This is a genomic window from Actinomadura livida, from assembly GCF_014648675.1.
Classification (GTDB): Bacteria; Actinomycetota; Actinomycetes; order Streptosporangiales; family Streptosporangiaceae; genus Spirillospora; species Spirillospora livida.
Map to the genome: position 1 here is coordinate 51,344 of NZ_BMRO01000010.1, position 15,100 is coordinate 66,443.

General features: G+C 70.2%; 11 protein-coding genes. 7 read left to right on the top strand and 4 right to left on the bottom strand.

The window, feature by feature from the left end:
* Positions 1-180 precede the first annotated feature (180 nt).
* The 6 genes from mtrB to IEZ03_RS23715 all read left to right on the top strand — a co-directional run bounded on the left by mtrB (position 181) and on the right by IEZ03_RS23715 (position 8,226).
* The gene (gene mtrB / locus IEZ03_RS23690; protein WP_184890360.1) at positions 181-1,806 is read left to right on the top strand and encodes an MtrAB system histidine kinase MtrB; all 1,626 of its coding nucleotides are present in this window, start codon (positions 181-183) and stop codon (positions 1,804-1,806) included.
* A complete protein-coding gene (locus IEZ03_RS23695) occupies positions 1,803-3,584 on the top strand; it encodes an LpqB family beta-propeller domain-containing protein (protein ID WP_184880873.1) in 1,782 nt (593 codons plus the stop codon). Before mtrB ends, IEZ03_RS23695 begins: the two co-directional genes overlap by 4 nt.
* Positions 3,585-3,660: 76 nt before the next feature.
* Entirely contained in the window at positions 3,661-4,365 is a 705-nt protein-coding gene (locus tag IEZ03_RS23700; protein ID WP_184880875.1) for a ComF family protein, read from the top strand.
* Positions 4,366-5,142: 777 nt separating this feature from the next.
* A complete protein-coding gene (gene hpf, locus IEZ03_RS23705; RefSeq protein ID WP_184880877.1) occupies positions 5,143-5,787 on the top strand; it encodes a ribosome hibernation-promoting factor, HPF/YfiA family in 645 nt (214 codons plus the stop codon).
* 368 nt (positions 5,788-6,155) lie between these two features.
* Positions 6,156-6,938: a response regulator gene (locus IEZ03_RS23710; RefSeq protein WP_132046751.1), complete on the top strand. Its 783-nt coding sequence runs from the start codon at positions 6,156-6,158 to the stop codon at positions 6,936-6,938.
* Positions 6,939-7,014: 76 nt separating this feature from the next.
* Positions 7,015-8,226, top strand: a complete 1,212-nt coding sequence (locus IEZ03_RS23715) for a winged helix-turn-helix domain-containing protein (protein WP_229808518.1) — start codon at positions 7,015-7,017, stop codon at positions 8,224-8,226.
* Between the two features lie 92 nt (positions 8,227-8,318).
* Here IEZ03_RS23715 and IEZ03_RS23720 read toward each other — a convergent pair whose 3' ends face one another.
* On the bottom strand, positions 8,319-8,657 hold the full coding sequence (locus IEZ03_RS23720; RefSeq protein ID WP_184880879.1) for an HGxxPAAW family protein: 339 nt from the start codon (positions 8,655-8,657) through the stop codon (positions 8,319-8,321).
* Between the two features lie 182 nt (positions 8,658-8,839).
* Between IEZ03_RS23720 and secA the strand changes: the two genes are divergently transcribed.
* Positions 8,840-11,713, top strand: a complete 2,874-nt coding sequence (gene secA, locus IEZ03_RS23725; protein ID WP_184880881.1) for a preprotein translocase subunit SecA — start codon at positions 8,840-8,842, stop codon at positions 11,711-11,713.
* Positions 11,714-11,796: 83 nt separating this feature from the next.
* Here secA and IEZ03_RS23730 read toward each other — a convergent pair whose 3' ends face one another.
* The 3 genes from IEZ03_RS23730 to IEZ03_RS23740 all read right to left on the bottom strand — a co-directional run bounded on the left by IEZ03_RS23730 (position 11,797) and on the right by IEZ03_RS23740 (position 14,714).
* A complete protein-coding gene (locus IEZ03_RS23730) occupies positions 11,797-12,291 on the bottom strand; it encodes an Rv3235 family protein (protein WP_184880883.1) in 495 nt (164 codons plus the stop codon).
* Positions 12,292-12,565: 274 nt separating this feature from the next.
* Positions 12,566-13,948 carry a PTS transporter subunit EIIC gene (locus IEZ03_RS23735; RefSeq protein ID WP_184880885.1) on the bottom strand — a complete coding sequence of 461 codons (1,383 nt, stop codon included), beginning with the start codon at positions 13,946-13,948 and terminating at the stop codon, positions 12,566-12,568.
* Between the two features lie 25 nt (positions 13,949-13,973).
* A complete protein-coding gene (locus IEZ03_RS23740) occupies positions 13,974-14,714 on the bottom strand; it encodes a GntR family transcriptional regulator (RefSeq protein ID WP_132046761.1) in 741 nt (246 codons plus the stop codon).
* Positions 14,715-15,100: the final 386 nt, after the last annotated feature.

Below are 15,100 nucleotides of genomic sequence, written 5' to 3' on the forward strand. Positions count from 1 at the left end.
GTCCTCACATATCGTGACAGAGCGTGGCCCGGTAGCTCACTTGCCGTGACGCCCTAGCGCAGCACCCGCCGACACCGACCCGCCGTATCCCCGTGGCACGCCGATGACCGTTGAGCACTCCCGCGGAAACCCGCGCTTCCCAGGGCCGCGCCGCTTCCCGGACCTCCCATGAGGGCCGACATGAAGCGGGCCAAGCGGTTCGTCCGGCGTGGGCTGATCGCCGCCCAGCGCGTCCTGCGGGGAGCCGTCCGCAGCGGCTACACGCGCTGGCGCCGGTCGATCCAGGTACGTGTCGTCACGTCCACGCTGTTCATTTCGGCGATCGTGGTCGCCATCCTGGGCGCGTTCCTGATGCAGCAGATCTCGTCGGCGCTCATGGACGCGAAGGTCAAGGCGGCGCGCCTCCAGTTGGACGACGGCCTGGCGCAGGTCCAGCGCGACCTGGGCAACTCGCCCGGGGACGACAGCAGGCTCAACACGACGATCGACCGGCTGAAGTCCCGCAGTGGCCCGACCGGGCTGTACGAGGTCTACATCCGCGACACCACGGAGCAGTACTTCGACGGGTACACGACCAACGAACTGCGCCAGGAGAGTGTCCCGCCGCGGCTTCGGGAGAAGCTGCAGACCGCTCCCCAGGGAACTCGTGCCTACACCTACGGCGAACTGTCCTACGTGGGTGACCGCCCGTCCGAAAGTGGCCTCATCGTCGGGGGCAGGACGGGCCAGTTCGAGCTGTACTACCTGTTCTCCCTTGAAGAGGAGCAGCGCACCCTGACCAACGTGGGGCGATCCCTGGCCGGCGTTGGCATCGTCCTGGTGCTGCTCCTGGCCGCGATCGCCTCACTGGTGACACGCCAGGTCGTCATACCTGTGCGATTGGCCGCGCAGGGGGCGCAACGGCTCGCCGCGGGACGGCTGGAAGAGCGCATGAGGGTCCGCGGTGAGGACGACCTGGCGCGCCTCGCCCGCTCCTTCAACGAGATGGCCGCGAACCTTCAGGAGAAGATCGGCGAGCTGGAAGACCTGTCCCAGGTGCAGCGCCAGTTCGTCTCCGACGTGTCCCACGAGCTGCGCACGCCCCTGACCACCATCAGGATCGCCGCCGACATGCTCTACGAGAACCGCGACAGCTTCGGCGACCCGTCCGTGGGGAGGTCCGCGGAGCTGCTGCAGAGCCAGCTGGAGCGTTTCGAGGCGCTCCTGGCAGACCTTCTGGAGATCAGCCGCCACGACGCGGGCGCGGCGACACTGGACGCGGAGTCCCTCGACATGCGCGACCTCGTCCTGCGCGTCGTGGGGGACATCCAGGGACTGGCCGAACGCAAGGGCAGCAAGGTCGTGCTGCAACTGCCCGGCGAGCCGTGCATGGCCGAAGTCGACCGCCGCCGTGTCGAGCGCATCCTGCGCAACCTCCTCGTCAACGCCGTCGAGCACGGGGACGGGGAGGACATCATCGTGTCCGTGGCCGCCGACCGCGACGCCGTGGCCGTCGCCGTGCGCGACCACGGGGTCGGGCTCAAGCCGGGGGAGGGCCAGATGGTCTTCGACCGCTTCTGGCGCGCCGACCCCGCCCGCGCCCGCACCACCGGAGGCACCGGCCTCGGCCTGTCGATCTCCCGCGAGGACGCGCAGCTCCACGGCGGCTGGCTGCAGGCGTGGGGAGAGCCCGGTGTGGGCTCCCAGTTCCGCCTCTCGCTGCCTCGCGTGGCCGGGGCCGAGCTGAGGGGCTCGCCGCTCCCGCTCGTCCCTCCTGGGGCCGGTGACGCCCGTCCGCTGTTCGCGGAACTGGAGGTGCAGGAATGACCGGCCGGATCGCGCGCCTCCTCGCGGCCGCCGCCCTCCTCCTGGGCGGCGCCGGATGCGCGAACGTCCCGAGCGGCGGGCAGGTCGTGACGGGTGAGTCGGCCGAGCGCGCCGAGCGGGTCGACGACCCCTACGTCCGGCTGATCCCGGTCAAACCGCGCCCCGAGTGGGGCCCGGCACAGATCGTCTCCGGGTTCCTCGCCGCGTCCGCGAGCTTCGACGACAACCACAAGGTCGCCAGGCTCTACCTCGGCAAGCAGAACTCCTGGGACCCGGGCCTTCGGCCCTCTGTGACCGTCCTGGCGAGCCGCATCACCGACCCGCAGATCGTCAAGGCGACCGACGACCAGGCCACGGTCAGGATCACCGGGGAGGAAGTCGGGACCATCAGTTCCGACGGCCAGTACACCGCGTCCCCGAAGGCGCTCGACGCCACGTTCCAGCTCGCCAAGAACCAGCAGGGCGTCTGGCGCATCACCAGCCTCCCCGGCGGTGAGAAGGCGGGCCTCCTGCTCACTCAGGACGACGTCGAGCGCGCCATGCGCACCGTCAACCTGTTCTTCTACGCGCCCGACCGGCACACGCTCGTCCCCAACGGCATCTTCCTGCCGGTCGTGAACCGCCAGACCCTGCCGACCCAGCTCGTCCACGCGCTGCTGACCGGCCCGACCTCCTGGCTCAAGGGCGCCGTCCAGACCGCCTTCCCGGAGGGGACCCGGCTGAAGCGCCGCGTCCAGGTCAGCAACGAGGTCGCCACGGTCGACCTCACCAAGGAGGCGCGCACGGGCAACCTCGACCGGATGTCGGCACAGCTCAGCTGGACGATGCGCCAGCTCTCGGAGATCAAGCGCTGGCAGTTGCGGATCGACGGCGAACCGGTCACCCCCAGCGGCATGGACTCCACCCAGCCCGTGCACGCCTGGGAGGTCAACTCGCCCGACGGGCGCACCCCGCACGACGAGGCCCACCAGAACGCCTATGTCGTCGGCCCGTCCGGCTTCATCGGCACCCTGGAGGAGGACCGCGCCCAGCCCGTCGTGACCGGTCCCGCCGGAAGCCTCTCCCGGCCCGCCGTCGCCCCCGACTACCAGGAGGTCGCCGGACTGAGCGCCGATGAAGCCCAGCTCCTCGTCGCCGCCCCCGTCACCGGGACGCCCGCCACCCGCGTAGTGCTGACCGCCAAGGAGGGAGCCCGATTCACCGCACCTTCATGGAGCCGTGACGGCACCCTGTGGGTCGTGGAGAGCAAGGAGGACGAATCCTGGCTCTGGGTGCGCCGACGTGGGGAGGAGCCTGTGCGCGCGGCCCACTGGGGTCTGGGCGGACGTCAGGTTCTGGAGTTCCGCGTCGCCCGCGATGGGGTCCGCGCGGCGGTCATCGCCCATGTCGACGGCCGTCCCCAGGTGCAGATCGGCCGCATCGCCCACGCCCCTGACGGCTCGCTGGACGTCGGCTCGTTCCTGCCCGTGAGCTCGGAGTTGCAGGACGCCGTCGACATCGCCTGGCGCGACTACAACACGCTCGCCGTCCTCGGCCGCGCCAACCGCGACTCGCAGACCCTCCCGTTCCTGATGCCGATCAGCGGGAGCGCGATCACGTCCCTCGGCGTCGGTTCCCTGGGCGAGCCCCAGACGATCGCCGCCGCCCCCGGCGCCCCGATCCTCATCGGCACCCGCTCGTCCGGCAAGGACCAGGTGTGCCGCCAGCGGTCCCCCAGCAACTCCTACAGCCCGTGGATCTGCCCCACACCGGCCAAGGACCCCAGCTACCCCCGCTGACGCGACACGCCCGGGAAGTTATCCACAGGTCGCCGAATTCGGGACGCGCGCCGGCCGGCGGCCGCATCGTCGAGGCATGAACTTCCTTGCGGACTTGCTCGACCTGATCCTCCCGGAGCACTGCGCCGGATGCGGCTTGGCTCCCGTCCTCCTCTGCGACGCGTGCGCCCTCCCCCTCCAGGGCCCCGCGAGACCCGCCAGGACGGCCCCTGAGGGCCTCCCGCCCCCGTGGACGGTCACCACCTACGAGGGCCCGCTACGAGCGATCCTGGCCGCCTACAAGGAGCATGGCCGCACGGCCCTGGCCGCCCCGCTGGGCGAGGCCCTGGCCACGGCCGTCAAGGCCGCCCTGACTCCCCACCATCTCCCGACCACCCGGGAGGCGCATCGAGGGCACGATCCGCCGTCGCTGGTGTGGGTCCCGTCGAGGCGCCTGGCCACCCGCCGCCGCGGCCACGACGCCCTGCGAGGACTGGTGGACGTCGCCGCGCAACGCCTGCGCACGACCGGCGTACCGGTGATCTGCGTGGACGCCCTAAGGCAACGCGGCCGCGTGGCCGACCAGGCCGCGCTGACGGCAAGGGAACGCACCACCAACCTGGCAGGGGCACTAGACGTCACCTCACCCACCCAGATCGCCGGCCGCCCGGTAGTTCTGGTGGACGACGTCGTGACAACCGGCGCCTCCCTAGCCGAAGCGGCCCGATCCCTACGCAAGGCAGGAGCCGACCTCCTGGGCACCGCCACCATCGCAGCCACCCCCCGCCACCACCCCGCCTAACCCCACCCGCTCTTGCAAGGGGGGTGACTTTCTTCACGTTGGGGAGAAAAGGGGGCAGGTAGTTACGGTTGGTAGTTGGTCGGGTGGGGGCTTTGTGGAGACGTGTGGGGTTATTTGCGGCACATCAGCACTGGGGGAGGAGTGAGTCGGGAAACTCACCGGAGGGTCAGTCCGACCTGACCTGCGCGAGCGTGAGGGGCGTAACGGCCGCGCACACGGGGGTTCACGGCATGTGATGGGGCGGCCGGGTAAGGGCGCGGGTACCCGCTCGGGCGGGTTCCGATGACGGTCCGTGAGTTTTTCCTCCGGCCACCCCCCTGACATTCGTGGCGTAAGGGGTTAGCGTTCCTGACATGGCACCCGCCCGGGTCCGTGGTTGCGTCGGACCGCAGTGCTCGTCAGGAGCACGACCGGTGGTCCGGCAAGCCGATGCCAGGCGCAGGCGAAACGGCCCACGTAAGGCGACTTCTCGTCGACCGATCACGGTGCGCCTTAGAGGTAAGTCCTGCCCCGTCGGGGGATCCGACATCCCCCGAGCAGGGAGAAGGGCAGTAGTGGCGAGAGCGCCGCGAGCCCCTCAGCAGGCGGATGTGGGGACGAAGACCAGGTCGGCCGGGCGGGTGCGACCCACCGTCCTGTGGGGCCGGCCCGGGGCGAAGGGCACTTCCCTCCCGTATGCGCCGAAAGGCCGGCGCATGGTGCATATCACGAGGGTGGGGCGTGTTCCGCCAGGGATCCCGGGCAGGTCGACTCGTAACCGGGAGAAGGGGGGCCCGCGTGGACATCACCGTGAGGGGCCGGCACACCGAGGTCAATGACAGGTTCCGCCGGCATGTCGACAACAAACTGGCGAAGATCGAGCGGCTCAACCAGAAGGTGATCCGCGTGGACGTGGAGGTGTCCGAGGAACATAACCCGCGGCTCGCCGACCAGCGCGAGAGAGTCGAGCTCACCATCCGTTCCCGCGGCCCGGTGATCCGGGCGGAGGCCGCCGCGGACGACCGCTACGGAGCCCTCGACCTGGCCTTGGACAAGCTGGAGTCCAGGCTGCGCCGCGACGCCGAGCGGCGCAAGGGCCACGGCGGCAAGGGCCGCGCCAAGCTCGCGACGATGGAGACGCTCCCCGAATCGCTCCCCGAACCGGTGAAGACCGCGCCGGAGCCCGCCGAGGAAGAGCCGGAACCGGCGCGGGCCGCGCAGGACGAGAACCTCATCCCCATCCCCATGGACGGCGACGGGCCCCTCATCGTCCGAGAGAAGTTCCACAAGGCCGAGCCGATGGGCATCGAGCAGGCCCTCTTCGAGATGGAGCTCGTCGGCCACGACTTTTTCCTGTACCGCGACAAGGCCAACGGGCTGCCCTCGGTCGTATACCGGAGGAGGGGCTGGGACTACGGAGTGATCAGGCTCGTCGAAGAGTGATGCGGCACTCGCGTCACGTCACCGTCCGAACCATGTAATGATCTGCGAAGGCGTACCAGCCGATCCGCGGACGCGGTGGCCGCGGGGGGTTCCGGTACGGCGCGAGCGCCGCTCGGCCGGTCCGGGGCCCGCGGGCCACCGCCCCGCGGCGGCACGTCCCGCGGGGGCCCGGACCCCGCTGGGACCGCCCGGGAACCTCCCGGGGCGCACAGCAGTTCCATCCGGGAACACCCGACCTGAAACCCCTGGGCTCGTACCCGGAACCCCCAGGTTCCCGGGGACGGCCCGTCGGAGAGCAACCCTCCGGTACATCCAGATCGCTGAACAGTGAAGGGGGGAAGCGGCGTCTCCTCCACGCCGCGACTCTGGTGAGCGAGAATCCCGAGGCTCGCGACGCCGCGGCGGTACCCCGTCAGGCCGGGGGCCGGCAACGCGGCGCCGGCTCCACCCCCGCCGCCCGGGAGGCGGCACCGCGGCCCGGAGCGGCCGACCCGATCCGCGTGCTCATCGTCGACGACCATGCGCTGTTCCGCAGAGGTCTGGAGATGGTCCTCCAAGGCGAGGAGGACATCGAGGTCATCGGCGAGGGCGGCGACGGGCACGAGGCCGTCGAGATGGCCGGCGACCTGCTGCCGGACGTCGTGCTGATGGACATCAGGATGCCGCGCCGCAGCGGCATCGAGGCGTGCACCGCCATCAAGGACGCCGCGCCCAGCGCGAAGATCGTCATGCTGACCATCAGCGACGAGGAGGAGGACCTCTTCGAGGCGATCAAGGCCGGGGCCAGCGGCTACCTGCTGAAGGAGATCTCCATCGACGAGGTCCCGCAGGCGGTCCGCGCCGTGCACGGCGGGCAGTCGCTGATCAGCCCGTCGATGGCGTCCAAGCTCATCACCGAGTTCGCCGCGCTGGCCAAGCGCAGCGAGGAGCGCACCCAGCAGGTCCCCGCGCCCCGCCTCACCGAGCGCGAGATGGAGGTGCTGCGGCTCGTCGCCCGCGGCCTCGGCAACCGGGAGATCGCCCGGGAGCTGTTCATCTCCGAGAACACGGTGAAGAACCACGTCCGCAACATCCTGGAGAAGCTCCAGCTCCACTCCCGGATGGAGGCGGTCGTCTACGCCGTCCGGGAGAAACTCCTGGAGATCACCTGAGTGATCCGAGTGGTCCGAGTGGTCCGATGCGACCAGCAATCGGCTTTTGTCGGTGTCGTGGCGTAGCATCACCGGCGTGGTCGAGGTAGAGCTCAGCGCGGACGAGGCACGGCGGCTCCAACTGCGCGCCCAGGGGTTCCTGGGCGCGCGGCGGAAGGGCGGCGTACCGGCGATGCTGGAACGGCTCGGCGCCGTCCAGCTCGACACGATCTCGGTCCTGGCGAGGTCCCACGAACTGGTCTCCTACGCCCGTCTCGGCCCGGTGCGCCGAACCGCGATCGAGGACGCCTACTGGGGCCGCCCGAACGGCACCGCCGGGGCGTTCGAGTACTGGGCGCACGCCGCGTCCGTCCTGCCCATGGACACCTGGCCGCTGTTCGGGTTCCGGCGCCGCGCCTACCTGCGCCGCGGCTGGCGCTGGCACAAGGTCCCCGAGGGCGTCTGCGACGAGATCCGGGCGCGCCTGAAGGCGGACGGCCCGCTCACCACCAGGGAACTCGGCGGAGCCAAGGCCAGTGCCGACTGGTGGGACTGGAGCGACCACAAGATCGGCATCGAGTGGCTGCTGGACATCGGCGAGGTCGTCTGCGTTCAGCGCGTCGGCTGGCGCCGCGTCTACGACCTCGCGGAGCGGGCGGTCCCATCCGGGCTCCTGGCGCAGGACCCCGACGACGACGCCTGCCTGACCGAGCTCGTCACGCGCGCCGGCCGGGCCCTCGGCGTGGCGACCCGCGCGGACCTCGCCGACTACTACCGCGTCAAGCAGGACCAGGTCGACCGGGTGATCGACGGGACCGGCCTGGTCCCCGTCGCGGTCGCCGGATGGTCCCAGCGGGCCTGGGCCGACCCCGAGGCGCTGGACGACCCGCCGCGCGGCAGGCACGCCACCACGCTGCTCTCGCCCTTCGACTCCCTCGTGTGGGACAGAGCCCGTACGTCCCGCGTGTTCGGCTTCGATCACCGCTTGGAGGCGTACGTCCCCAAGGCCAAGCGGGTCCACGGCTACTTCGCGATGCCGCTCCTGTCCGGCGGCCGCCTCCTCGGACGCGTCGACCCGGCCCGGGAGGGCCGCACCCTGATAGCGCGCCAGGCGTCTTTGGAACCGTGGGCCACCCGCACCCCGGCACGCGCAGAAGCCTCGGCCGCCGCACTGGCCACAGCCCTATGGCGCGCCGCCACCTGGGTCGGCTGCGACGACGTCCACGTGGACCGCACAGACCTACCCCAATCCCTACTTACAGCCGCCCTAAAAGCCGCGACTCCGACCGAGCGCGGCGCGTCCACCTGAGAACGCAGCCGCATCACGAAACACGATGAGCGCGCCACCGCACAGGGCGGTGGCGCGCTCATCAATTCGTTGCCGCGCCGGCGTGAACGCGGTTATCCGTGGGGGGATGTCTGGGGGTCGGTCGCCACAGGGCCTTCCAGGGCCTCGCCCTCGGGGCCGCCGCGGCGCTTCTCGGTGCGGGTGCCGAAGACGGAGTAGTCGACGATCTCGGGGATGACCCGGGGGGCGTCCACGACCACGTCGGAGAACAGGTGGACCATCCAGCTGACGGCGAAACCGGCGACGATGATGCCGGCGCCGACCCAGAACATGATCCACATCGGGCCCAGGCAGAGCGCGACGCCACCCACGACGAATCCGATGAAAATGATGGTGACCGCCACCCAGGAAGCCGGGCGGCCGGCGTGCGACCCGTGGGACTCTCCGGACATTGCGTCTCCCTCCATGCTGTGCCGTCATCCTCTCCGCGACCCGGAACGTCAAACGAGACGCGCAGTGGATTGCGCTGCGGAGTGACCTAGACCATTCTGGGTCTCGCCTACGATGGGCATCGTACGTGTGGTGTGCGTGCCGCCTGGAGCGGTGAACCACGATCTGCAAGGAGCCTTCGAGAGTGCCGCCAGTCATCGACAAGATCCTTCGTGCGGGCGAGGGAAAAACCCTGCGCAAGCTCAAGAAGCTCGCGGATCAGGTCAACTCGATCGAGGAGGACTTCCTCGAGATGAGCGACGCCGAGTTGCGCGAGCTGACCGACAAGTACCGGGAGCGCCTCGCCGACGGCGAGACCCTGGACGACCTGCTGCCGGAGGCGTTCGCGACCGCACGCGAAGCCGCCAAGCGCGTGCTCGGGCAGCGGCACTTCGACGTCCAGGTGATGGGCGGAGCAGCCCTGCATCTCGGCAACATCGCCGAGATGAAGACCGGTGAGGGCAAGACCCTGACCGCCGTTCTCCCGGCCTACCTGAACGCCCTTTCCGGGGACGGCGTCCACATCGTCACCGTGAACGACTACCTGGCCAAGCGCGACGCCGAGTGGATGGGCCGCATCCACCAGTTCCTGGGCCTGGAGGTCGGTGTCGTCCTCGCGCAGATGACGCCCGAGGAGCGCCGCGCGGCGTACAACGCCGACATCACCTACGGGACGAACAACGAGTTCGGCTTCGACTACCTGCGCGACAACATGGCGTGGAGCCTGGACGAGTGCGTCCAGCGCGGCCACAACTTCGCCATCGTGGACGAGGTCGACTCGATCCTCATCGACGAGGCCCGGACCCCGCTGATCATCTCCGGCCCGGCCGAGCAGAACTCCAAGTGGTACGCGGAGTTCGCCAAGATCGCGCCGCGGCTGAAGCGCGCCGAGCTGATCAGCACCGCCGGCCAGGTCGACGAGTACGGCCCCGGCGACTACGAGGTCAACGAGAAGAAGCGCACGGTCGGCATCACCGAGTCCGGTGTCGAGAAGGTCGAGGACTGGCTCGGCATCGACAACCTCTACGACTCGGTGAACACGCCGCTGGTCAGCTTCCTGAACAACGCGCTGAAGGCCAAGGAGCTGTACAAGCGCGACAAGGACTACGTCGTCATGAACGGCGAGGTCCTGATCGTGGACGAGTTCACCGGGCGCATCCTGCATGGCCGCCGCTACAACGAGGGCATGCACCAGGCCATCGAGGCCAAGGAAGGCGTGGCGATCAAGGACGAGAACCAGACCCTCGCCACGATCACCCTGCAGAACTACTTCCGCCTCTACAACAAGCTGTCCGGCATGACCGGAACCGCCGAGACCGAGGCGGCGGAGTTCAACAAGACCTACAAGATCGGCGTCGTGCCGATCCCGACGAACAAGCCGATGATCCGCGAGGACGTGGCGGACGTCGTCTACAAGACCGAGCAGGCCAAGTTCGAGGCCGTCGTCGACGACATCGCCGAGCGGCACGAGAAGGGCCAGCCGGTCCTGGTCGGCACCACGTCGGTGGAGAAGTCCGAGAAGCTGAGCAAGATGCTCAAGCGGCGCGGCATCCCGCACCAGGTGCTGAACGCCAAGCACCACGAGCAGGAGTCGACGATCGTCGCGGAGGCGGGCCGCAAGGGCAGCGTCACCGTCGCGACGAACATGGCGGGCCGCGGCACCGACATCATGCTCGGCGGCAACCCCGACTTCCGCGCCGACCTGGAGCTGCACCAGCGCGGGCTGTCCCCGCTGGAGACGCCCGACGAGTACGAGGCGGCGTGGCCCGAGGCGCTGGAGAAGGCGCAGGAGGCCGTGAAGGGCGAGCACGAGGAGGTCGTCGACGCCGGCGGCCTGTACGTCCTCGCCACCGAGCGGCACGAGTCGCGGCGCATCGACAACCAGCTGCGCGGACGGTCCGGCCGGCAGGGCGACCCGGGCGAGTCCCGGTTCTACCTCTCGCTGGAGGACGACCTGATGCGGCTGTTCAACTCGGCCCGCGTCGAGTCGATCATGACCCGGCTGAACATCCCGGACGACGTGCCGATCGAGTCCAAGATCGTCAGCAACGCGATCAAGTCGGCGCAGAGCCAGGTCGAGCAGCAGAACTTCGAGATGCGCAAGAACGTCTTGAAGTACGACGAGGTCCTGAACCGGCAGCGCAAGGTCATCTACGCCGAGCGCCGCAAGGTGCTGGAGGGCGAGGACCTGCACGAGCAGGTCCGCCGGATGATCGACGAGGTCGTCGCGGGCTACGTCGCGGGCGCCACCTCGGAGGGCTTCGCCGAGGAGTGGGACCTCGACAAGCTGTGGAAGGCGTTCAAGGCGCTCTACCCGATCTCCATCACGGTCGAGGACCTGGAGAAGGAGGCGGGCGGCGACCTCTCCGCGCTGGACGCCGAGACGCTCGCGGAGAAGATCCGCGACGACGCGCAGGCCGCCTACGACAAGCGCGAGGAGCAGCTCGGCGCGGAGGTCGTGCGCGAGCTGGAGCGTCGCGTCGTCCTGTCGGTCCTGGACCGCAAGTGGCGCGAGCACCTCTACGAGATGGACTACCTCCAGGAGGGCATCGGCCTGCGGGCCATGGCGCAGCGCGACCCGCTGGTGGAGTACCAGCGCGAGGGCTACGACATGTTCAACGCGATGCTCGACGGCATCAAGGAGGAGTCGGTCGGCTACCTCTTCAACCTCGAGGTCGAGGTCGAGGACCAGCCGGAGACCCCGACCGTCGGCGCGACGCCCGTGTCGGTCGCCAAGTCCGCTCCCGCCACCGACGCGGAGGAGGACGCCGTCCCTTCCGACGACGTGGACGAGGCCGACGAGACCCCCGCCATCAAGGCGAAGGGGCTGGAGAAGCCGTCGCGTCCGAAGAAGCTGGACTACTCGGCCCCGACCATCGACGGTGACGGCGGCGTCGAGCACCACACCGAGGAGACCAAGGACGAGTACGCGGGCGTGAACCGCAACGACCCGTGCCCCTGCGGCTCGGGCAAGAAGTACAAGCGGTGCCACGGCGACCCCCGCAACAAGAACAAGTAGCACCCTGCGAAAGCGGCCTCCCGATCCCGGGAGGCCGCTTTCGCATGCCCAGACCCGTCCATCAGCATGAATCGGGGGCGCCGCTAGGGGGTGCCCTGGGCCGTTGTTTCCAGGGCCGTGCAGCGCCAGCGGCCGCGGGCGTGTTCGAGGCGGAGGGCCAGGGCGTGGACGCGGCCGGCGACGACCACGACGGCGGTCGTCTCGGCGACGGCGGCGGCGGGGCGCTGCAGCCGGGTCGACAGCACCTTGGGCGGGACGATCCGAGCCCCGCGCCGGGTCGCGGAGCTGTGCCGGGCCATCTCCCGGCACACCGGCGGGACGGCCACCAGGGACAGCTGGGCGGCCGGGCGCGTCCCCGCGAGGATCTCCACCACGAGCCGCACGGCCGCGTCCGCGACGGCGCGGACCTCGGCGTCGACCCCGTCCGCCGGGCGCACGAGCCGCAGGCCCGGCGAGCGGGCTCCCGGCGGCCGGGACGGGGGCGGTGCCGCGGGGCGGAGCGCCAGCGCGCCGCGGGTCGGCGCGCCGCGGTACCGGATGAACCGGACGGCGGAGGACGTGGCTGGACGTGGACGCATGCGATACCTCCTGGCTCGTATGAAGACAGGAGTCGCGCGGCCCGCGATAAATACGTCCTGGCCGCATGCGGCCCGCGGCGTAACGCGCGGGTCGGCCCCGCGTCCGGAGTCGCCCGGACATGGGAAGCGGGGGGGCGGCCGGGGGGGCCCCCCCCCGCCTGGGAGCGGGGTCCCGGACCGTGCGGGGAGTCCGGGACCCGTGGGAGCGGGCCGGTGGGCTGACCGGCCCGGACGGGGGCGCCGCGGGGATGAGGGGACCGCGGCGCCCCGGGGATCAGCCGTCGGAGGCGGCTTCGGCCTCCTTGGGTTCGCCGCCCGGATCCTTGCGGTCCTTCTTGGCGGCCGCGGCGCCGGCCATCTCCGGGTCGGCGGCGGGGTCGACGGCCGTCGACTCCTCGCCCTCCGGCTCCCGGCCCGGCGTCGCGAAGTTGAACTTCTCGATCATGAACTTGAAGATGAAGTAGTACAGGAAGAAGTACACGACGCCCAGGCCGAGGATCAGCCACAGCCCCTCGGTGTTGTCCTTGCGGGCGTTCAGCAGCAGGTCGATGAGGCCGGCGGAGAAGCCGAAGCCGAGCTGGGCGCCGGCGGCCTCCAGGATCGCCATCGAGATGCCGGTGAGCACGACGTGCACGCCGTACAGGATGGGCGCGACGAACATGAACGCGAACTCGATCGGCTCGGTGACGCCGGTGACGAACGCGGTGAGCCCGGCGGAGACCATGAGGCCGCCGACCGCGGGACGCCGGTGCGGGGGAGCGGCGCGCCAGATCGCGAGGGCCGCGCCGGGCAGGCCGAACATCAGCACGGGGAAGAACCCGGCGAGGAAGCCGCCCGCGTCGGGGTCGCCGGCCAGGTAGCGGTTGATCTCGCCGGTGACGGCGCCGTCCGGGCCCTCGTAGGTGCCGAACACGAACCAGATGAGCGAGTTCGGGATGTGGTGCAGGCCGAACGGCAGCAGCAGCCGGTTGATCACGCCGTAGATGCCGGCGCCCGCCGCGCCCGCCCCGGTGATCCACTCGCCGAAGTCGGTGAGCCAGCTGCCGAGGATCGGCCAGATGAAGCCGATCAGGATGCCGATCACGAGGCCGGCGAGGGCGGTGACGATGGGCACGAAGCGGCGGCCGCCGAAGAACGCCAGCCAGGTCGGCAGCTTGATCCGGTAGTAGCGCTGGTAGAGCAGGGCCGCGGTGAGGCCCATGAGGATGCCGCCGAGCACCTGCGTGGGGTTCGTCGCCCCCCAGTTGATGACCTCGGCTTCGGCCCCGTCCGTCACCGTGGTGATCGTGACGTTGCCCTTGAGCTCCTCGGTGTGCGAGAACATGATCTTGGACACGCGGTCGAAGACCAGGTACCCGACGACCGCGGCGAGGGCGGTGGAGCCGTCGGACTTCTTGGCGAAGCCGATCGCCACACCGACCGCGAAGAGCAGCGGGAGGGCGGCGAACAGCGCGTTGCCGGCCTCGCCGACGATCTCGGCGACGCGGGTCCAGCCGAGGCCGTCGTCGCCGAGCATGTCGGCCTGGCCGAAGCGCAGCAGGAGCGCCGCGGCGGGCAGCACGGCGATCGGCAGCATGAGGCTGCGGCCGATCCGCTGCAGCACCGCGAGGGCACTGGACCCTCGGCGTGGTGCGGAATCCACTGTCGTCGATGTCATCGCGACATCCCTCCTCAGGGGTTTTTCAGGAGTGCGGCGGGGGGTTTCCGAGGGCCGTGTGGATCTGGTAGCGGTCCGCCCGGTAGGTCGACACGCCCAGCTCGGCGCACACCCCTCCGGTGTACGAGCGGCGTTGCAGGAACAGCACGGCACTGCCCTTGGGGATCTGCAGGTGCCTGGCCTCGGCCGCGTCGGCCAGGCTGGCGTCGATGGTCTGGTCGCCCGCGTCGAAGACCAGCCCGTACACCGCCTCCAGGACGCCGTAGAGCGAGCGGTCGGCGAGGCGGCGGTCGAGCAGGTCGGGGGCGAGCGAGGCCAGGATGTGGGAGCGCTCCACGGCCATGGGCTCGCCGTCGGCGGTGCGCAGGCGTTCGATGACGTGGATATCGGTGCCGGCTTCGACATCGAAGATCCTGGCGAGGCGCGCGTCCGCCGGGACCGTCCGCCGGTCCAGGTCGATCGCGCCGGGACGCAGGCCGCGGGCCAGCATGTCCTCGGTGAAGGAGACGAGCCGGAGCGGCATCTCGATCTTGGGGCGGGCGACGAACGTGCCCTTGCCCGGGACGCGGTAGAGGCGGCCTTCGGAGACGAGCTGGTCGACCCCCTGCCGGACGGTCATGCGGGACAGCTCGTACCTGGCGCACAACTCGCGCTCCGACGGGATCGGGGCGTCGACGGGCAGTTCCGCGGTCTCGATCAGGTCGAGCAGGATCGCGCGGAGCTGGAAGTACTTCGGCACGGGACTGTGCGGATCGATGGTCGTCACGAGGGTCCTCGACGGCCGCGGGCCGGATCGATGGGATTCGCAGGTTCTGACGGGTATGAGGTTGTTTGTAGCTTCGGAGGGTCTTCGGGGGTTTGTACTGGTCTAGGCCGGACTAGACCACAGGATCGAAAGACATGTCAATGCACGAATTCGTAACGACCGGATCACGCCACCGACGACCGCCTTGCCCCAGGAACTCCCAGGTCAGCACCGACTTCCGGACGTCCCGTCCGTTTCCCGGCACGGTGGCGGAATCCGCTGGCCCGCCGTCATATCGGAGGCCGCCCCCCGCGGGCGTGCGCCGCCCGGCGGCGTGGAACGCTCCCCGGCCCGACGCCGGAATCGTCGCGTCCGACATCTTGCGGCCTCCTTCGATCCGTGGAGTA

Coding starts and splice junctions, on each gene's coding strand:
- mtrB (WP_184890360.1), top strand. CDS start 181: ATGAAGCGGGCCAAGCGGTTCGTCCGGCGTGGGCTGATCGCCGCCCAG.
- IEZ03_RS23695 (WP_184880873.1), top strand. CDS start 1,803: ATGACCGGCCGGATCGCGCGCCTCCTCGCGGCCGCCGCCCTCCTCCTG.
- IEZ03_RS23700 (WP_184880875.1), top strand. CDS start 3,661: ATGAACTTCCTTGCGGACTTGCTCGACCTGATCCTCCCGGAGCACTGC.
- IEZ03_RS23720 (WP_184880879.1), bottom strand. CDS start 8,657: ATGTCCGGAGAGTCCCACGGGTCGCACGCCGGCCGCCCGGCTTCCTGG.
- IEZ03_RS23730 (WP_184880883.1), bottom strand. CDS start 12,291: ATGCGTCCACGTCCAGCCACGTCCTCCGCCGTCCGGTTCATCCGGTAC.
- IEZ03_RS23735 (WP_184880885.1), bottom strand. CDS start 13,948: ATGACATCGACGACAGTGGATTCCGCACCACGCCGAGGGTCCAGTGCC.